Origin of the sequence: Mucilaginibacter endophyticus, assembly GCF_003351025.1 — a bacterium.
GTDB lineage: Bacteria > Bacteroidota > Bacteroidia > Sphingobacteriales > Sphingobacteriaceae > Mucilaginibacter > Mucilaginibacter endophyticus.
In genome coordinates, this window is sequence record NZ_QPCG01000002.1 from 825,238 (window position 1) to 847,018 (window position 21,781).

At 43.8% G+C, this 21,781-nt stretch carries 12 protein-coding genes; all 12 read right to left on the reverse strand.

What is annotated here, in order from left to right; genetic code table 11:
• Positions 1–71: 71 nt before the first annotated feature.
• The gene (locus DUL71_RS10910) at positions 72–1,232 is read right to left on the reverse strand and encodes an acyltransferase family protein (protein ID WP_114938104.1); all 1,161 of its coding nucleotides are present in this window, start codon (positions 1,230–1,232) and stop codon (positions 72–74) included.
• An 89-nt stretch (positions 1,233–1,321) separates the two neighbouring features.
• Positions 1,322–4,285, reverse strand: a complete 2,964-nt coding sequence (locus tag DUL71_RS10915; RefSeq protein ID WP_208645523.1) for a discoidin domain-containing protein — start codon at positions 4,283–4,285, stop codon at positions 1,322–1,324.
• A gap of 182 nt (positions 4,286–4,467) precedes the next feature.
• Entirely contained in the window at positions 4,468–6,744 is a 2,277-nt protein-coding gene (locus DUL71_RS10920) for a GH92 family glycosyl hydrolase (protein WP_114938106.1), read from the reverse strand.
• Positions 6,745–6,884: 140 nt separating this feature from the next.
• On the reverse strand, positions 6,885–8,075 hold the full coding sequence (locus DUL71_RS10925; protein WP_114938107.1) for a DUF4185 domain-containing protein: 1,191 nt from the start codon (positions 8,073–8,075) through the stop codon (positions 6,885–6,887).
• Between the two features lie 8 nt (positions 8,076–8,083).
• The gene (locus DUL71_RS10930) at positions 8,084–9,259 is read right to left on the reverse strand and encodes a prolipoprotein diacylglyceryl transferase (protein WP_114938108.1); all 1,176 of its coding nucleotides are present in this window, start codon (positions 9,257–9,259) and stop codon (positions 8,084–8,086) included.
• A gap of 84 nt (positions 9,260–9,343) precedes the next feature.
• Positions 9,344–12,436 (reverse strand): SusC/RagA family TonB-linked outer membrane protein, encoded by a 3,093-nt coding sequence (locus tag DUL71_RS10935; RefSeq protein WP_114938109.1) that lies wholly within the window; start codon positions 12,434–12,436, stop codon positions 9,344–9,346.
• A gap of 40 nt (positions 12,437–12,476) precedes the next feature.
• Entirely contained in the window at positions 12,477–14,183 is a 1,707-nt protein-coding gene (locus DUL71_RS10940; protein ID WP_114938110.1) for a RagB/SusD family nutrient uptake outer membrane protein, read from the reverse strand.
• A gap of 28 nt (positions 14,184–14,211) precedes the next feature.
• Positions 14,212–17,310 (reverse strand): SusC/RagA family TonB-linked outer membrane protein, encoded by a 3,099-nt coding sequence (locus DUL71_RS10945; protein WP_114938540.1) that lies wholly within the window; start codon positions 17,308–17,310, stop codon positions 14,212–14,214.
• Positions 17,311–17,404: 94 nt separating this feature from the next.
• Positions 17,405–18,412 carry a DUF4961 domain-containing protein gene (locus DUL71_RS10950; RefSeq protein WP_114938111.1) on the reverse strand — a complete coding sequence of 336 codons (1,008 nt, stop codon included), beginning with the start codon at positions 18,410–18,412 and terminating at the stop codon, positions 17,405–17,407.
• A gap of 24 nt (positions 18,413–18,436) precedes the next feature.
• Positions 18,437–18,880, reverse strand: coding sequence for a DUF5004 domain-containing protein (locus DUL71_RS10955; protein ID WP_114938112.1), 444 nt, complete (start codon positions 18,878–18,880; stop codon positions 18,437–18,439).
• Positions 18,881–18,907: 27 nt separating this feature from the next.
• The gene (locus DUL71_RS10960; protein WP_114938113.1) at positions 18,908–20,659 is read right to left on the reverse strand and encodes a RagB/SusD family nutrient uptake outer membrane protein; all 1,752 of its coding nucleotides are present in this window, start codon (positions 20,657–20,659) and stop codon (positions 18,908–18,910) included.
• Positions 20,660–20,944: 285 nt separating this feature from the next.
• Positions 20,945–21,775, reverse strand: a complete 831-nt coding sequence (locus tag DUL71_RS10965; protein ID WP_114938114.1) for an alpha/beta hydrolase — start codon at positions 21,773–21,775, stop codon at positions 20,945–20,947.
• Positions 21,776–21,781: the final 6 nt, after the last annotated feature.

The following is a 21,781-nucleotide window of genomic DNA, read 5'->3' on the forward strand; positions in this document are numbered from 1 at the left end:
CTTCAATGTACCAAAGGCTTATTATTTATTTTCGATAAAAAATCTCATTCACAATTACTTAGCAATATAAATCACCTTTGCAGGTTCCATTTCTCTTTGAATTTCAACAATGGCATTTCCACGAACCTGAATGATATTTCTGCAAACAAAAAAGAAACCCCGACACGAATCACTGATATGACTATAAAATTACCTGCGCTATCATGCACCCTAAAATGTTCAAATACCGCAAAAATAACGTAGTGGTACACGTAAATCCCGTATGATCTGGTTCCAAGCCATTTAAGTACTTTATTGGAAAACAAAAAATGTTCAGGACTTTTTATCGCTATAAATATAGCTCCAGCACAAAAAACATCTAACAATAAAAATCCTCCACTGCGAAAAACAGAGCCACCACGTAACATTACCAGGAAAAAGCTAAAAATAATTATGTAACCGGCAATAAGCCAGAGGCGAAGTTTATTAGTTAACAGAAAGTTTTTAAACGCCGCCATCGGCATAGCTACGGCTAAAAGCGCTCCAACTAAAATACTATCAACACTACAAAGTGTAAAACGTATGGGATCAATGATTAGCAAACCATTATAAAACGAGGTTTCAAAATTACCCTGCCATACGCGGTATATGGATGCAATTAAAATCAATGCTAAAAGAAGCTTTATTTGATTTCGCCGTGAAAATTTGAATAGAAAGAAGGAGGTAATTAACGGCCAAAAAAGATAAAAGTGTTCTTCAACAGATAAAGACCAGAGATGCACCAGATGCCCTGAAACTTTTTCAGGAAGTAAATTGATAAAATAAAACAAAGCCGCTATAGTAGCTAATGATTGATTAGCCTGCGGGTTACCAACTTCAATGTACGACCAAAAAACGTTGGCCGATATTATACAAATCAATAAAGGAGGAAAAAGCCTTAATGCACGGCGAAAATAAAAACGAATAATTGATATTTTACCATAGGCTGCTGACTCGGCTTGTAATAAAGAGGTGATTATAAACCCGCTTAACACAAAAAAGAGTACTACTCCTACTAATCCGCCTTTGATAACACCATAGGTCATGTGGGTTAGTAAAACAAACAAGACAGCGAGCCCCCTTATAGTGTCTAAAGCCGGGATATAATGAAAAACTTTTTTCCCGGGTTTCTTTAAATGATCTGCATTAACAGTTCTAAACTGCGAAACAATCCCATCTTTATCAATTATTTGATAATCAGTATTTAACGACATAGAATATAGGTAGATCGTAAAGGTAATTAATTAATGTTACCTTAAAGTCAAACTCAAAATAAGTTTAACATGGCTAAACCTAACGTTGTCTATTGTGTTTTCACCGGATCATTGTAGGGCACCACCAATAATTTCAGCAGATCCTTACCCAACAATGCCGCGTCAAATTCTATCCTGATATCCTTTGATTCGCCTTTCATGAGCGAAAAATAATTATCATTCATGATGGCCGGTAAGATCTGCTCGCCGGTACTCGCTTTGGTAGCCTGTACGCGAATGGCAAAAGCAGCCGCCTTTGACGACGATGGGTTGCTGACCCTGGCATTTACATAGTATTTACCATTAATTTGTATTGTAGCCGATGATACTTTCAGGTTAACTTTTGGCAGTTGATTAAGCGCGGTAAAATCTGTGCGTTTATTACCTCTCCAGTAAAAATTATCCGATATCAATTTTCCGTTTTTGTCCACCAATTTTAGTTTAATAAAATGAACATCGGTAAGGCCGCTACTTTTAGGCGCACCACCGTACACCTCAAAATCCCAAAGTGAATATCCCCAGCCCGAGCCACGCTGCAAGCCATACATGCGCACGTACCGGCCTTTTACCTCATCAAAAGTGATTTGCTGTACGCCTACATGACCGTCGCCGCTTTCATAAACATCTTTCCAGCTTTTAGAGTCATCAGATACCTGGATCTTGAAAGCTTTTCCATACGCCTCTTCCCAGTTCAGCTTTGCGCCATTTATCTTCTGCTCTTTTCCAAGATCGACATAAATCCACTCCGCATCATTAGAATTACTGGCCCACCTGCTCCCCGAATTACCATCAGTTACAGAACCGGCCTCGCCCATAGTAGTGGATGATGCAAAAGCCTGCTTGTTTAATGCCAGGTTTTCGCGGTTATCGGCAAAAGCCATTGTAAAGCAGTTTAAGGCTGTATTTGACGGAGCGTCAATAGTTTTTGACAGGCTGTATTGTTTTACTATTTGCCCATCACTATTATAAACATCGGCATAGGCGGTCAAGCCGTTTTCGTCGGCACGGGTTGTGTTGATTACCTTGATGGCGTTATTTACCGGGTTCCATTGAATGTGCAGCGGTTCGCAGGCTTTTTTAGCTCCCCAGTAAGCACCGGTTAAATCATAATAGTAATCATAGGTTTGCCACACCAACGATGGGTAGGCCGACTGGCTCATCCAGGTCATAATACCGGAAGCGTCCTCCCAAATATTATCTTCCCAGCCCTCATACATGGCTTTGTTTGTTTCGATGTTTAGCAGTTGAGCTTTACGGCAATAATCCTCAATACCCGACGCTGCTCCATATCGGTTTTTAATACCATCATCATACCTGTCGGGCCCGGCATTGCCTGCCGAAGGGCCAAAGAAATGCAGGTTCCACATCTCATTGCGGGGCCACCATTTATCCTTCAGCATAAACTTTTTAAAACTGTCGAAATTGGTAAATACGGCTGTACCAATCTCGCTGCGTAAGCCCCAACCCTGGTTTCCGCCAAAGCCATTGGGAAAACGGCTAAAGTACCAACGCGGGTCAAAGTTAGTCCACGGGCCGCTGCCTGTCAGGTTGCCAGCGTGCGAATTGGGTTGATAATACCTGTCGTTCCCATCATATGCGCTGATATCTTCCCGAAGCCAATTATTAAGCGGCGGTAAAGGTTCACCCTCATTATCACCGCACCAAATGGCAATTGAAGGGTGATTCCTGAACCGTTTTATTTTTTCGATGGCATTGGCGTTAAACGTATTTACATCATTAGGGAGGTTAGGGATAGAATTAAGCCAGAAATCGTCCCAAACCATCATGCCATATTTATCGCAGGCATCATAAAACTCTTCATCGGTTGTAGAGCCAATCCAATTGCGGATGATGTTAAAATTCATCTCTTTGTGTAATCGTACCTTGATATCATATTCTGCACCACGGCAACGAAGCATATATTCGGCCATGCCCCAGTTACCTCCTTTTAAAAAAACTTTGGTACCGTTTACATACAAATGCAAAACATGGCCAACCGTATCGTAGCTGTACTTTTTAATGCCGAATTTAATCTGTTTGCTATCAGAAATAGCATCACCAAGCTTCAGGCTTAAGTTACAGGTATACAAGTTGGCATCGCCATAACCATTTGGCCACCACAGCTTGGGGCCATTGATAATCAATTGCGAAAAATGCTTAGGATCGATCTTGATTTCGGCATTGCTATTAGCCCCCACAAATACTTTTTGCGTAAACTGGATATTTCCAGGGTTAATAACGCCTGTTAACACGCCCGTTTGAAAAGTATCGGTACTATTTTTTACCCCAACAGCAACGGAAACTTCGGCGCGGGCGGTAGTGGGCACGTCCGTGCGGATCCAGGGATCATTGATGGTAAGGCTTCCGGTATTGGTCAGGTATACATCGTCTGTAATGCCACTATTAAGGCCCGGAACATAAGGCATCCAATCCCAGCTTGCACTGGGGATGTAGGTTGGGCTGGCATAATTCACTAATGGGTTTAGCGGACAATAAACCAGAACGGCTAATGTATTGGCACCGGTTTTATTAACCAGTTTAGTTACATCATACATGCCGCGTTGCATAAAACCATCCAAACTGCCAATTTTTTTTCCGTTAAGGTAGATCTCGGCTTTACGATTTATCCCCTTAAAGTTGAGCCAGATCTTTTGTCTGGTAAAATTGGCAGGGACATTAAACGCTGTACGATACCAGAAATTGCGGTCGTATTTCTTTTTATCAACTTTATAAATATTATCACCAAAACTGGGATCTTTCTCCAAGCCGGCAGCAACGTACGATGAAAATACGGTACCCGGAACAATTGCCTTTACCCAATCTGTAGTCGCGTAGCCATTTTTATAGATATCAAGACTATCGGCTCCGAGATCTGCCTGTGCTTTTACTTTCCAGGTTATTTGTTTGTTGGCATTGTTTAGGTAAAATATTTCCTGCGCTGATGTTGCGTTGAACAACAGCAGCATGGAGGTGATTAGCAGAAATATTCTTTTTAATTTGTAAATATTGATCATAAAATCGTTTTAGCGAGTATTCAGATAATTTTCATGTCCTTCTCTTCGATTAGACATTCCTTAGCATGACAAAATTAACTATGGATGTCATGCTGAGCCTGTCGAAGCATGGCGGGTTGGGCCTCTGCGCACGTCCTTCGACAAGCTCAGGATGACAGCCCCCCCAAACCTAATTTAGATGTTTACTTTGCCTTTGAAAGCGAAAACGGCTTGTCATCGGGCGCTATCCCGCGGTTCAAGGCTGGTTTATTGCCCATTTCAAAATGCAATAGGCCACCATTCATGATATCACCCTGCGTGATCCAGTTATGCGTATATGGCTTACCATTTAGCGTGGCCGATTGGATATACACGTTCTCCTTACTGTTATTATTAGCCTCAATCACGAACTTTTTGCCGTTTTCTAAAGCGATGGTCATCTTTTTAAACAGCGGACTGCCAATCACATATTGATCGGTACCGGGGCAAACGCTGTAAAAACCAGCCGCACTTAACACAAACCACGACGACATTTGTCCTTCATCCTCATCGCCGGGGTAGCCGTTTTCACCCGCGTTGTACATTTTATCCATCACATCGCGCAGATGCTGCTGGGCTTTCCATGGCTGGCCGGCGTAGTTATACATGTAAAGCAAATGGTGAATGGGCTCGTTACCCTGGGCGTATTGGCCCATTTTAAATTCGGCCATCTCCGTCATTTCGTGAATTACCTGGCCATACCCTCCTACTTTGATGGTTCCCGGCTCTGTAAATACCGAGTCGATCTTTGCAGTAAAGTTCTTTTCCCCGCCCATCAGGTTGATCAACCCTTGTGTATCATGAAAAACCGACCATGTCCAGTGCCATGCGTTACCTTCGGTATAAGGACCGCCCCAATCCATAGGATCAAAAGGCTCAATCCAGTTACCCTGTGCATCTTTTGAGCGCATGAAACGCGTTTTTGTGTCGAACAGATTTTTATAATTATACATCTGCCTTGCAAAAACATCTTCGTAAAATTTATTACCGGTGAGCTTTGCCAGCTGGTAACCGCAAAAATCGTCGTAAGCAAACTCCAGCGTCCAGGCGGTTGAACCGAGGGTTTGAGGCGTAAAAGGCACATAACCATTGGTATAATACTCTTTCCAACCCGGGCGACCGTTAGCACTCCCCCACGGGCCCTTGTTAGTAGCCTCATGATAATATGCCTCAAGCGCCCTTTTAGGATCAAAAGTTCGAATTCCTTTTACCCATGCATCCGCCAACAAGGAAATGGCATGATTTCCCAACATACCACCGGTTTCCGCCGGGAATGACCAGGCCGGCAGCCAGCCGCACTGCTGTTGTGCATCAAGCAGCGCCTGTACCAGTTGGCTCTCCATTTTAGGATGCAATACAGTGTTCAGAGGAAATTGCGCACGAAAAGTATCCCAGAAACCATTATCGGTATACATATAACCATCATGTATCTTACCATCATAAGGGCTGTAATAATAAGGCTTACCGTCCTTTCCATACTCAAAAAACTGGTGCGAAAACAAGTTTGCATGGTACATACAGGAATAAAAAGTTGCCTTTTGATCTTCCGTGCCACCTTCAACAGCCATACGGCCAAGCAATTGGTTCCAAACTTTGTCTGCCGCTTTATGGGTATCGTCAAATGATTTGAACTCGCCCAATTCCTTATTTAGCGTAAGTTCAGCTTGTTCGGGACTGATATAGGACGAGGCTACTTTGGCCTGCACGGTTTCGCCATCTTTAAATTGGATATAAGCCCCAACACCCTCTCCTTCCGCTGTTTCGCTTTTTGCTGCTATGGTGTTCTTTTTATTTTCCCAGGTGCCATAACCGGTAAACGACTTGTCAAAAACAATAACAAAGTAATTCCTGAAATCTTTGGGAGCCCAGCGGCAATTGTTTACATAGCCGGTTATTTTGCGTTCGGATGGAATGATCTTTACTTCACTCATTTTGGTATAGCCATCCAACACAAGATACGAGGCTTTACCTTTCGGGAAAGAAAAACGCAAATGCGCCCCTCTTTCGGTAGGTGACATTTCGGCGGTGATGTTGTTATTAAGCTTTACCTTGTAGTAGCTGGGCTGGGCAATCTCGTTATCGTGACTAAATGATGCCGCTCTTTCATCTTCATTGACAACCAATTTACCGGCGACCGGCATCAGCGAAAACACCACATAATCGTTAACCCATGAGCTGCATTGATGTGACTGCTGAAAACCGCGGATGGTATGCTCAAAATACTGATACTTCCATCCATCACCATTTTTACCCGTCTGTGCCGTCCAGGTGTTCATGCCGAAAGGTAATGAGGTAGCCGGATAGGTATTACCGTACGAAAACTCATACTTGGTATTGGTACCCTGCCGGGTATTCACATACTTTACAAGATTAGCCTCCTGTGCAAACAGGTTTCCGGTATAAGCAAGCGCAGCGGCGCAAACAAGCAAACGTATTTTCATTGGTTTATAATGGTATCAGGACTTGATGATTGAAGAAATCGTCCCCGAACAAAATTAATAATTAAATCGATTTAGCAAAGTAGCATTTTAAATAAAGTCATTGAAGAAAAGTCTCCCTGAAAGCTCATTTAAAATATTGGCTATTCAAACTTCACCCTGATAAACCTTGGCCTGTACAGGTTAGGATATTTCTTCAGGTCATTCAAAAAATCAACGGAGTTAATGTTATAACTGATCAGCAATTCGCCAGGTTTTGATAAACTCGGATGGGCTTTAGCGTTATAAACCACAAACGTTTTGGCGGTTAAATCCGGTTTGCAATCCCAAAGTTTAATGATCGGGCCAAATGGACCAACCGGGCTTGCCCCTATCCGCATGCCTACGGATGTGGTCATTCCCCCTACCTGGAATATCAAAGCGTAACGACCATCAGGCAGCGGACTGAAGCTTAACTCGTTTGATACATTGCTGGTTACATTGGCAACTTGTTCCATATCGTTTACCCAGGCAGTTCCGTTGTAGAAAGTCCACTTGCTATAATCTTCAAAATCTTTAGGTAAAACACGGGCAACCATCAAATGCTTGGCCATGCCTCGTACACCATAAACGTAAATATAACCATCCGGCTTAGGCGCACCGGCCTCTTTAGTGTTTACATAGATGCCTGCACCAAACGAGCCACTTTCGCCTTTTTGATCCATCAGGTAAAATGGTGTATCCATTTGCTTGAGGTCTTTATAAGGCGGTTTGCTGTTTGCAGGGATTTTGATAAGCGTATTGCCCACCTCCCTGAAACCAAACGCCTCATTACTTACATTACGAACCCGGTACCCAAAAATGTAGATATTGTTGTTCAGCGCCTGGTTAACAAAACCATCCCCAAGCCAGTAGTAATCTGTAGGGCCGGTTTTAGGTGTATGCGGAATAAAAACAGATTCAGGTTTACCTTTGGCATTCTTATCCCAATAAAATTTCATCTGCTTATCCAATGGCTCGTTCCCTTTTAACTCAGCTACAGCATTATGGATCATTACCGCTCCCGGAGCTGTAGTATTGTCGCGTACCGCGCCAATCATGCTGTCACTAAAAATGAAAAGCACTTTATCGCTGGGTTTTGCCTGGCCGGTCTCCTTGCCATTTAAAGGAATAGTATAAATACCATCGCCGCCAAACCAGCCTAAATCACGTTTTAATAAAGCCGACCATTCCGGCGCGGCCTCAACTTTAAATTTAATATTGGTTACATCAACTGTATCAGCCTTTTGAGCAAAGGTTTTATTTGTTAAAGCCAGGCTCAAAAAAGCTAAACAAGCAAGGGTATTTTTTTTCATTTCGATATTTATAATACAGGTAAATGTTTCTGCTGATGGGTTCTGTGTTTAATAATCAGGGTGGCAAAACCTGTTAATCCGCCCAGCAGCATTAAAAAGCCAATTAAACCGGCCTGTGTAAAGGGCAAGCCTAAAAAATGATACACCGGATTGATGCGGATCTGCTCTATCAAAAAACGCTCGGTACCGTTAAGCACAAGGTACAGGAAAAACATAAAGCCGGGTGTAACTATACCTTTACGAAAGGCCCACATTAACAGGAACATACCAATACACAATGTAGCCTCATAAAACGGTGTAGGATAAACCGGGTTAGCCAATTGGTTACAGTAATTACCTATACAACCAGATATCGGCATACCGGAATTTATAGCGTTATGCGGATATGTAAACGTCCACATCCAATCGGGCAGCCAGTTCAACATACCCGGTTTTAAGTACATATTAACTTTCCCCCAATCGCCATCACCGGAAAACTGGCATCCTATACGGCCAATACCGTAAGCCAGCATCATACCCGGCGAGCCGATATCTGCAAGATGCACCAGTTTCATATGATGCTGGTGACCGATATACAAATAAGTCAGCGCCCCAAAGATCAATCCACCATAATAAGCAAACCCATTAGCCGAAAATATAGTGCCCAGCGGATCATATCTCAACCTGCCAAAATGCTCCACAATATCAAACAGCTTAGCACCAATAAAACCGAAAAAGCCAACGCTAAAAACAATCAGTCCCATTAATTGGTAAGGATGCACGGCATATTCGGTTGTTTGCGGTTTAGGCAGCGCGAATTTTTTCCGGTCGTTATAAATCCAGAAAGCAAAAGCGCCGCCGATCAGGATTCCGGCAGTCAGGTTTCCCTGAAATGAGAGAATGTAAGCCCTGGGATTTGCTGCGAAAATAGCGTAGTTAAAAACAGCGCCAAAAAGCTTAAATCCGAATAAAAAACCCGGCAAAAAATTGATGGTCATTTCAGCAGCCGAAGCAGGCTTTCCTACAATCACATTGCGCTTAAACGCGTTGATTTTGCCAATAGCTTCATAGCGTTTAAATTCGGAGGTAAAAACTATGTAGGCAAATAAAAAGGCAAGCGCCATAAAAAAACCAAGCGTTTGGATAGGAAACCCAACCCGGATATGGAAGAGGTAAAATATCAGATCGCCGATGGTTGGAAACATATCCTAAATTAAAGTTTATCTGCCAAAACAAAAAGAGAACCGGTACCTGCGTACCGGCCTCTTTTGTGGTTTATGTATTGGTTATTAAAAGCCTGCCTGAATCCCCAGGTTAATTACGCGCTGGTTAATGTACGCGTCGCCTGCGGTATTGGTAGCAATTTCAGGGTCTTGTTGGTATTTCTTATAATTATCAAACGTGAGCAAATTGTACGCGCTCATGTAGATACGGGCGTTATTGATCTTGAACGGCAACAGTTTAGTTGGCAGCTGGTAACCGATATCAACCGTTTTTAAACGAACATAGTGCGCGTTCAACAGCCAGTAATCAGAGAAATAAGCTGTAGGACTATTTACCGAAGTTGGATTAGTAGTTAACCTCGGGAAGGCCGCGTTAACCGGATTTTCGGGCGTCCATCGTTCCTGGTGTATAGGCTGAAACTGGCTTTGGAATGGCTCGATACCTGTGCCGATAACCGCGAAGCTATAGTTAAATGAACCCTGTAAAAGCACGCTCACGCTGAAACCTTTGTAAACAGCCTGTAATGATAATCCCAATATGGTATTTGGCAGGTTTGGATTGCCGATAGGCCTTTTATCAAATACATTGATGACACCATCACCATTTAAATCCTGGTACTTCAGATCGCCCGGTTGCAGCGGAATCCCGTTATCAGGTACCGGAACCGATTTACTTCCCGAATTAATCGCGGTGATATCCGCTGCCGTGTAGTATCCCATAAAATGGTAACCATATTGCTGACCGATGGAATGGCCAGTTTGCGCCAGCCATGGATAAGCCGGCGTTGCTTCATCCTCGTAAAGGATCTTGTTTTTGGCATACGAAAACACGAAACCCACATTGTATTGTACTTTACCAAGTGTGCTATGGTAGCTGATCTGTCCATCAAGACCCTGATTACGGGTTCTTCCGATATTTACTGCAGGCAAACCAACGCCCAATATTTCGGGCACACTGCCCGGGGTAATCAGCTGATTGTAGCGAATATCATGGAAATAATCGGCGGTGATGGAGATCTTATCATTAAATAAGTTGGCATCCAAACCGATATCGATCTTTTTGGCACGTTCCCAAACTACAGTCGGGTTGCCTAATGAGCCTTCAGATATGGTATTGTAGCCCTGTGCGGTTTCGCCAAAGTTGTAGCCTCCCCCCTGGTTATATACCTGGTTGTACACATAACGGTTACCCGGCGCGGCATCCGAGCCAACTAAACCATAGCTTCCCCTTAGTTTTAGGAGGCTGAAAACCGGCATAGCTTTTTCAAAAAACGACTCTTTAGCTATGTTGTAACCAAAGCTCACGGCCGGAAAAATACCAAAGCGGTGATTGGCGGCAAATCGATCTGTACCGTTATAGGCTACGTTAAAATCAAACAGGAATTTCTGCTTAAAGTCATATCCAACCTTGCCAGATACACCACGAAATTTTTGCGGAACACCAACCTGGGCTCCATCCAGCAGCGGATAGGTAAAATAAGTTTGAGACGTTTGATTAAACAATAACAATCCCGAAAAATGGTGTGAGCCGCGGAATGTCCTATCGTAATTGGCGTAAAGTTGCAGGTTATAATTATTGGTGCTGATGTCCGTACTCCCTGTTAAGGCATATGTTTGATATACATAGGTCGCTCCCGGCCTCAATGAGTACTGATTGGTTGTAGGGTCATAATGATAGGCCGGAATACCACCGTTAAAGATCTGCTTGGTAAATTGCTCTATACTGGAATATGCTACACGTCCTGTTACCGAAAGACCATTGGTCAGATCATCCAGCCTCTGAGTAGCGCCAAAAAGCACGTTAAAATCGGTACGGCGCGAATGCTGATAACCTCCTGTAGCCAGTCTTGCGTTAAGCGTTGGCAGGTGATCGGGATTAAACGATGAATACGCATATGAGTAACTGCCGTTAGGGTTTAGATATGGCGCGGTGAAAGGCGTTTCCTTGGTAAAATTGTATACTTCGCTAACTGCATTCTCATTGTAAGGCTGGTTCAGATCAGAGAAGCGGGTGGTTATATCCAAGCGTAAGTCAAGCGTTTTATTGGCTTTAAGATCGAGGTTTGAACGGAAATTATAACGTTTAAAATAATAATTGGTATTTACCAAACTTTGCGGGTCGGCAAAGTCACGTACCAAACCGTTCTGATTTAACGCCCCTCCGGAGATAAAGTATTTCACCCCGGTAGTACCACCTGAAATATCAAGGTTTGCATTAGTTTGATAGGTGTATTTTTTGAAGATCTTATTATACCAATCCACATTAGGGTGCCCGTATGGATCTGATCCATTTTTAAACAGGTCGAGATCTTGCTGGGTAAAGCTAAGCGGGATGCCATCATTATGCTGTGCCTCGTTGATGAGTACTGCTGTATTGTATGAATCTAAAAATTGAGGTGTTTTGGTTGGCTGCTGAATTCCACTTTCAACGCGCAAGTTCACTTTGGGTGTACCGGCCTTTCCGCGGCGTGTTGTAACCACCAATACACCGTTGGCACCTTTAATACCGTAAATTGCTGTAGTGGAGGCATCTTTTAGGATAGAGATACTTTCTATTTCATTTACGTTGATCTGTTGCAGCTGGTCATAACTGTATTCAATATCATCCACAATAATCAATGGCTGGTTACCTGATGGGTTCAACGAACTTACACCACGGATATAGAAATCTGACGCATCCTTACCCGGCTGGCCAGAAGCCTGTTGCGAGAAAAAGCCCGGCAATTTACCGGTTAAAGCATTTTGCACGTTGGCTGTTGGAACAGTGCGGATCTCACTGGCCGAAATTGAACTTACGGCCCCCGTATTGGTGATACGTTTTCTTGTTCCGTAAGCCACAACCGCAACCTCATCCAAACCGTTGGTGTTGGTTTGCAGAATAATATCCATCCTCCCTGTTTCCGATATGCGGAGTTCACGTGGAATATAACCGATAAAACGGACTATGATGGTGTTTGATTTTCCTTTAAGAACAAGCCTGAATTTACCGCTCTGATCTGTAATGGCGCCGTTGTTAGCTACGCCCTTTTCAATAACCGATACCCCTGGTAATACCCCGGTAATATCGCGCACGGTACCTGTTACGGTTCGGCTTTGCGCAAATGATACTGCCGGGAGCAGGATCATTAATATCTGGAAGAAAAGTATTATTTTTCTCATAAAGCTTAATTTTTTTGGTTTAACTGAATCGGTTTTGAGATTACCATCCTGGATTTTGTTTCATATTCGGGTTCTTCAAAACCTCATCATAAGGTATCGGGTACAGATACATCTTTGGCGTTTCAAATTTGGTGGTGAGCGCGTTTACTACGTTGTAAGTAAGGCTTGAACCTATCTTCACAATGCTCATCCCTTTTTGCGGCTGGTTCATTACCGTACCGGCAATTTTCCAGCGGCGGATATCAAAGTAGCGATTCTCTTCAAAGGCCATTTCCAAACGGCGCTCATTTTGAATGATGGCGCGCATCTCATCTTTGGTCATGCCCGATTTAAGCCCATAATTGCCAGTCCCTGCATCAATACCTGCGCGTTTCCTGATGCTGATCACGGCGTTATACACATCGGCAGTAGCCCCGGCAGATTCGTTAAGTGCTTCGGCGTAACCTAAAACCACATCGGCATAACGCAAAATCTGCCAGTCGATCACGTGCGCTGCATAAGCATTAGTATTTTCAAAATTGCCCATGAACTTGCGCATGTAGTAGCCTGTTTTGGTTTGCTGCAACGAGCCATTAGGTTTACTGATACCGCCTTCATACAATTGCAAATCGGAGTTAAGCCACCTGGCGCCGTTATAAAGCACAGTGTAGGTTAAGCGGGGATCACGGCTTACATAAGGATTGTCCGGGTTGTAGCCCGATGCGGGATCAGTAATAGCCAAACCGTTTTTCATCGGAAAAGCATCAACCAGTTGTTGTGTTGGACTGGTTTGTCCCTTGCCTACTGCACCCGTAAAGCCTATTGGCCCATTAGCGGTTTCTATCGATGACGAATTATCTGTTTGACGGATAAATATATTTTCCGAACTGCTCTGGGTCAGGAACACATCTTTAAAGCTGGGAAGCAATGAATAAACATTCAAATCCATTACTGCTTTTTCGGCAGCCGCGGCCTGTGCCCACCTATCGGCACTAAAATCTGTATAGCCGGTCAGCGGATTTGAGGCATCAATATTTTGCCCGTTAAATAAGGGACTTGCCGCGTACAATAGTACCTTGGCCTTTAAAGCCAGAGCCGCACCTTTTGTTGGGCGATGATAATCAGCATTAGGGTTGCTCAGCGGGGCGGCCATCAGTGTATCCTTGATGGCATCGCATTCGCTTACGATGTATTTGATGCAATCGGCAAAGGAATTACGTGGAAGGGACACATCGTCAGTTATAGTGAATACTTTGTTGCCCAATAATGGTACGCCACCGTAACGTTTAACCAACTCAAAGTAATACAGCGCTCTCAAAAAGCGGGCTTCGCCTTTCCACACATATTTCATGGAGTAGCCATTGTATTTAGCCATTACCGGCACCACATCTATATTGTTCACAAACTCATTTGCCTTGCGGATACCGGCGTAGTAGTAGGCCCAAAGATTTTCATCTGTAGGAACAGTGTAAGAGTTGTAAGCCGCCGTCGAAAGTACGGTAACCTCATTTGATGCACCCGCAGCCGATGATATGGCATCGTCACTCGCGGCGTCAAGGTAATCGCCTCCTATCCGGCTGTGACCGTTTTGTAATGACACGTAAATCCCGTACAGGAACATCTGGGCATTAGTTCCCAGCGAATCCTTTTTATCAAACACGTAGTTAATGGTCACTTTATCAACCGGGAATTGCTCGTATTTTTTACACCCAACCATTACGGTGATGATGCCGGCGGCCGCTAAAATTATTTTGTTGAAATTCTTCATGATCGTCATATTTTAATGATGGCCAAAATCAAAGCTTAATGTTAACACCGGCATTTATCACCCTTTGAATCGGGTAAGCTGTGCCATATATCTCCGGATCAAAATCTTTGTAGCCGTACATGGTATACAGGTTTTCGCCGTTTACAAATACCCGCAGACCTGATAATCTGAGCTTGCGTGCCCATTCATAAGGCAGGTTATAACCTAACTCGGCATTTTTGAGCCTTACATAATTTCCTTTGCGTAGGTACAGGGTTGAGTTAGCGGTATTGTTGGCGTTGCCCAGCGATAACCGCGGTGCCGTAGCAGTAGCAGCGGTTTCAGGCGTCCATCTGCCTAAAATGGTTTCGTAGGCCTGTCCGCTATAGGTAAGCCCCAGGAAACCAACACCGGCAAAGCCATTCACCTGCGAATTATTGAACATCAACTCGCGGTTGGCTACACCCTGTAACAGGAAGCTTAAGCTAAAGCCCTTGTAGTTAAAACCACTTGATAATCCGTAATAAACCAGCGGGCGGTTACCACCAATGGCCGAAACATCAAACTGATTAATGATATGATCGCCGTTAAGGTCTTTATATTTTACGTCACCAGCCTGCGCTGTGTAGCCTGTAGTTGTAGCGCTGGTAGCTGCATCCTGGGCATCTTTGAAATAGCCGATAGCAGTATAACCATAAATCGCAGTAGTTGAACGGCCGGTATGTTTCAACCAGGGATATGGGTATGGTTCCTCATCGCTAAAAATAATTTTTGACGACTGGATCGACGCGTTGCCCGAAATAAAGTAATTGAAGTTTTGGATATGGTTTTGATAAGTTAATGTGAGCTCGGCACCTTTATAAAGGTTGATGCCCAGGTTTTCATATGGGTAAGCCGTACCTAATAATGCTATACTGTTTCCTCTAACTTGCAGTAAATCATAATACCTGTCGCGGTAAACATCGGCAGTGATATTGAAGTGATCGTTAAACAATGAGATATCCGTGCCTACATCCAGCTTACGGGCCTTTTCCCAACGGATGTAGGGGTTAGCAAGCGTATTTTCATAAAACCCCTGTACAGGGCTTTTCGAAGTACCCGTGCTGTATGAGTAGCCGTTAGTAGCGCCGTAGGTTTGTAAAAAATTATAATAACCGTAATTATCTACGTTGTTGTTGCCGGTTTTACCATAGGTGGCGCGCCATTTCCATGAGCTTATCCAGCTAAAGTTATCTTTGATGAAGGATTCTTTACCCATTTGCCATCCTATGCCACCCGCATAAAACAAGCCATATTGATTGCCCGGCGGATAACGGTTGTATCCGCTGCTGTTTGCGGCTGCTTCAATAAAATACTTACCGTCGTAATTATAACCTGCTTTTAACGCCCGGTTTGTTGTTACCTGCGAAAGGTCATAGTTTAATACCACCGAACGCACATCATACAATGCCATACCGGTAATGTTATGTTTGCCGAAAGTCCTGTCGTAATTAACCGATGCCTGGGCAAATGAGTAACGGGCGCTGGATACAGTACTGTATGAATTGCTTTGCGCAACCGATGAACCTACCGCCGAATAAGAACTATCCGCATTAAATGAATAAGCGTTGTTTTGCAGCGAGCGGTTTAAGAAGCTTTGCGACGAAAAAGCGAGATTACCCTTTGCTTTAGCGGATAAGCCCGGCGTGATGCTATTCAGGTTATAATTCAGATCGAGATTGGCGAGTACATCATTACTGTTGGTGCGCTGATAGCCTGAAAACTCGGTTTGAGAAAGCAGGTTATTAGTGTAAGTAGTTGTACCTGCAAATGAGCCATTAGGATTGCGTAAGGCATAAGCATTATTTGGCAAACTATAAAGCGTGCTCAATATATTGCCGTATCCGGCACCTGGCTGCGTGCTTTGCTGAACACGGCCAAACAGTTGCAGATCGACAGTAAACTTTTTTGTTACGTTAACCGCCAGATCGGAATTGATGATATATCTGTTAAGATCATTATTGGTATTATAGGCAACAGACGGATCCTGGCGGAACATCCCGGCTTGATCCAAATAGTTTAATGACACACTATACCGCGCTACCTGTGTACCTCCGTTAACGTTGAGTTTATAGCTGGTAATGGGTGAGTTATCGCGCAATATGGTGTTGAACCAGTTGATATCCGGATGCCTTATAGGATCGGTATGGTTACGATAGGCGTTAAAATCGGCAGCACTATAGAGGGCAGGCTTACCATCATTCTGTAAGGCTTCGTTGTATAAATAAGCGTACTGATATGCCGGCAGCGGGTTTGGCAAACCCAAAGGCTGTTGAATCCCGGTTTGTGCAGTGAACGAAATATGGGGCGCACCTACCTGTCCGCGTTTGGTGGTAATAAGCAATGTTCCACGGGAGCTGTTGATGCCCAGCATGATATTTGAAAGCGCGTCTTTCAAAACTGAAACCGATTCGATACTTTCCGGATCAAGTGAGGCTATCTCGCGCTGAACACCATCAATAATAGTTACCGGAGCTTGTCCCCTTAAAAAAAGACCAAACTCGCTATTATCATTAGCCGAATAATTGTTGTGCTGCACCACAGCACCGATAAAATCGTTTACAGTTTGCACACCGGTTTGAGGAGCAGCAAACCCGCTGTATTGCTGGGTATACAAGCCTGGCAATTGTCCGGGCAATGCGTAAGTGTATAAAGTAGAAGGTGTTGTAGTGAGTCGATTGGTATAAATAGTTGATACGGCACCTACACTTTTTGCTGTACTAACGGTATCGTAAAGTACGTTGATAGTTTTGGGTTTCTGGATATAAGTATCTAAAAGCCTTACCCTGATACCGGCAGTGTTTTTCACAGTAACCTGGCGGGCGTTATAATTCGCGGCGGTAAATGACAATATATCGCCTTTAATAGCATTAATAGCGAAGGCACCGTCCTTACCGGTAGTTTGGGTGCTGTTTTTCCCTTTATTGGTTACCTTAACACCCTGTAGCGGGTTGCCGTACTCATCAAGTACGATACCGCTGGCCTGACCGGGGCGTGCAGGCGCCACAGCGGTAGTATCCTGCTGCGCAACCGCATAACCGGCCGTAGCCAGCAGCAGTAACAACAGTGTAATACCTGTTAAGCATCTCTTTATGTAGCAATAAGCCATATTTTTCAGGTTTAAAATTGTTGGCAATAGGTTTAAATATCGTTTTAGCAAATACACATTGGTTAAATGCATTTGCTGTTTTTTTATCTATCGGTTAACCGCACTTAAATGTATAGGTGAACGGGGCATCTGTATTACCATAGCCAACTTTCGTTTTACCCGTTTTATCGATAAGGAAGTACTCCATTCTGGTAATGGTTTGCGTATCCCCTACACTAAAGAATGATCGCGGCCAAAATGTAAGCTGATATTTTTTACTGGTGGCTGTGGTTTGTTTGAGCATCGTTTTAGTGGTTTGCTCACAAACATTAATGGTTTTACCATCAGCGGTATAAGCAGTCGCGCACAGGTAAACTTCACTTTCGCCTTTTAAATGCGTATCTGTAACTGTCCCGTCAAAAGTCAGCGTCACAAAATCATTATCCAGTGATTTTGGCGGATCGATAGTGGTCAATTGCGGATTACAAAAATCAACCAGGTCGCCGCTGCCGCCGGTTACTTCAAAACAGTTAGCACCAGTTAATACGCTATAATAAGTACCGTTACCATCACTTGTAAAGCCGTTACCGCTATCCGTTATGGTATAACCCAGTTTTACCATCATGTTATTATTATCGGCGCCTACTTTTGTTTTGATGTTTAGATCTACAATAAACTCTACTCCTCCTGTGTGACTGTATGCTTTATCCGTTTGATAAGCCACCCATTCCACGTCATCGATAAGGTTGCCACCATTGCTAAACATTTTTTTCATATAGGCAGGCCAGGTTAGCCCGCCGCCGTTTTTAGGTAAGGTACTATTGGGTATCAGGGACATCGTTCCGTTGCCCTGCTTACTGGTATAAGTTATGGTGGTGTTCTGCGCAGCTTTCCACCCTTTAGGTACCAGGAATCCGAAAATCAGGTAATCAGGCCCCCCGTCACCGGCTGTGGGAATATCACAATGCACTGTTATGGGTACTATTGAGCCTACGGTAGCTGTGGCAGGCTGATCAACGCTCGTGATCTGCTCACCGCAGCAGGCTAAAGCAATACACAGCACTACCAAAGCGCACAGCTTCCATAAATTTTTACCTTTTATATGTAGTAAATATGATCTCATAATTTATCTGTTGCTATTGGTTTATTAATTGGCTTTTTCAAGCACATACACATAAGTATTATTGGTACAACCAGGGCTGAATGTTATGCTGAGCTGCCTTTTTCCGTTAACTATAGGATAGGTAAAAGCGGTTGAAACCGGCTTGTCGCCTGTAGCAGTAAAGGTGATCTTAAATGGATACTGCGGATCATCAAGCGCAAACGCGCCATCTTTACTCACCAGGAAGGGCAACTTGTTTACCAGCGTATAACCTTTATCGGTGAAATTGATCCGGAACTGGCTAAAATCAATGATAGAGGTTAAATCGGTACCGTTGCGGGTAGCCTTGATCACCCGCCAGTTGCCGGCGATATCTTTTGGGGCCTCGCTGCCGGGCACTATTTTTTCGGTTTTACATGATGATACTGCCAGCGTAATGACAGCCACAAGCACCAGGTAAATCCGTTTTGCTTTGTAATTATATTTCATATCAATATTATTTATGCTGTCGGGTAATTAATAGCCAGGGTTCTGAATCAATTCGGGCGATTTAGCTACTTCGCTCTGCGGGAAAGGCCACAGGTACATAGCCTTGCGGAAATTGCGTTTACGCACATCAAATTGCTTGTATGCCACGGTAGCGCCGTCACGGTCAACCTCCATTCCTTTAGTTAAGATATTATCTGTTTGATCAGCAATTTTCCAGCGGCGCACGTCCCAAAAACGGTGCTCTTCAAAAGCTAATTCTATGCGGCGTTCATTTTGAATGACTGTACGCATTTCAACCTGGCTCAGCCCCGTTGGCAATTGGTAGGGATTTAAACCGGCTCTTTGACGGATTGCCTCAACTGCAGAATAAACAGCCCCGGTAGGCCCTTCATATTCATTAGCTGCTTCGGCGTAATTCAGCAGGATCTCGGCATAGCGGATCAGCGGCAGGCAACGACCGGTACGGTGTTCAAAATCATTTGCAACTGCCGCCGGATCAAGCATCTTATTGGTATAGTATCCGGTTGTAGTACCAACATGCACAGCATCGGGACCTGTTGTGTTTCCATTGTATTTACCTACGAAAATATTAATAGGTGATGTGCCCGAAGCGAGCCTGATTTGTAAAGGCGTTTGATCATGAATAATACTGTAATCCAAGCGGGGATCGCGGTTTGTATACGGATCATTAGGGTTATAGCCCGAGGTGGGATCGGAAATTAATTTACCATTGCTCATAGGGAAAGCATCCACTAAGCCCTGCAATGGGAATGCACCGTTTTTACCTGTACGACTTGGCGGCTGCCATAATGTTTCCAGATCGACATTGTCCGTCGGGCGCATTAGCTGAAAAATATACTCGGTATTTACACGCTTGGTAAACAACTTCTGGAAGCCAAAACCGGGAGCGGTCGCGTTATCTATATTCAAGCTATAAGCTCCGGTGGATATAACTGCTTCGGCTGCCTGTTCTGCCAGGTGCCAGCGTTCCGGGTCGCTGTCTGGATATCCTGCTAAACCAACTGATTTACCTTCACCTATAGACTGGCCATTAAACAGCGGGCTCGCGGCATACAATAACACCCGTGATTTTAGGGCAAGACAAGCTCCTTTTGAAGCGCGACCGTAACTTACCCCCGATTGTACAGTCGGTAAATTTTGAGCAGCAGTGTCACATTCGGCCAAAATATACTTTACGCAATCCGCGTAAGTGTTGCGGGCCGCCGGGATCTTATCTGTGTAGGTATAAATACTATCGCCCAACAAATGCACCCCACCATAATGTTTTACCAGTATAGAATAATACCAGGCACGTAAAAACCGGGCCTCGGCTTTCATTTGTGTTTTAACAAAGCTATTAATAGGCGCTTTGGGTAGATTTTTGAGTAACTGGTTTACCGACCGGATATTGGTGTAGCAAGTTTTATACGCGTCATCGGTAACTACAGCGGCATTAATGGTACCGGTTTCAAACGCCAGCGCCGTTGAACCGGCGGAAGCCGAAACTTCAGCCTCGTCAGAAGCAGCATCAATACCACCATTTGGCGTAGGCGAAAGTATCGGCCCGTATGTAAACCTACCTGCCGCCGCACTAAAGCCAACATTACTATAGATATTGGCTAAAAATGATACGGTATTGGCACTATCGGTGAATACCGTGCCTTCGGTTAAGTTTGATGTTTGAGTTTGCCCCAGAAAACCATCCTTTTTACACGAGGTAAAAAACAGAAAGCCCCCCAAAACCGAATAAGCAAGAACCTTGAAGTAAAGTTTTTTCATACTATAGGGTTAGTTAACATCAAGCAACGACGAGGGAGATATAAAATCGTTTTAGCAATTCCATATTATTAACCCCGGGAGCTAAAGTTTAAAAACTGTTTGTTAATTGGTTTATAATTCAGATGTTGAAATCTGATACTAATATAGTTTATAAAAACGATTTAGCAAATTTTTTATTCGATTTTATAATATTTTTGAAAATCGTAATTTCTTTGCCTTGATTTTAACAATTACAACATTTACAATCGGTTGAAAATGTTGTAATTGTAAGATATACTTATCCCCCTATTTAATCCCGTTAAAAAAGCGACTAAAAAAGAGGGCCTGGTAATTGATAGAATTGCCCCAATATTCCCAGGTGTGTGCTCCCGGCCTTACCGTATAATCATGAGGCACCTTGCGCTCCAGTAGTTTTTTATGCAATTCCTGGTTCGCCTGATAAAGAAAATCGTCATAACCTACGTCAAATGTAATGGCAAGCGAGTTGGGTTTTAACAGGTATATCAGGTTAACAACGCTATTTTGCTCCCACCTGTCGGGATGTTCGCTGTATTTGCCAAGTACCCGCTCTATGCCAAAGCTATCAGGAAAAGGCCTGATATCAACCGCGCCGCTCATGCTTCCGGCAGCGCCAAATTTATCTAAGTGTTTAAAAGCTAAATACAAAGCGCCATGACCGCCCATACTTAAACCGGTTATGGCCCTCCCCTTGCGGTCTGCTATAGTTGAGTAATGTTTATCAACCCAGTTTACCAGCTCGGTGCCCACATAGGTTTCATATTGCGATTCTTTAACAGCCGGACTGTCAAAATACCATCCGGCAAAATCGCCATCGGCACAAACTATAATAAAATGATAGGTATCGGCCAAACCGGCAACTGCCGGTACTTTTTTGACCCAATCGCTGTAATTACCGCTAAAACCGTGCAGCAGGTACAATACCGGGAACTTTTTGGTGTTTGAATAATCGGCGGGCTTAATCACTACCGCCTTGATATCCTTGTTCATCGCGGCGCTGTGGGTTAGCACCGTATCAACCGTTGCGGCATTAGCTTTGAAGCTGCAGACCGCAAGGCAGGTAAATAACGGAATAAATAATAGTTTTTTAAAGTTCATCTGTAT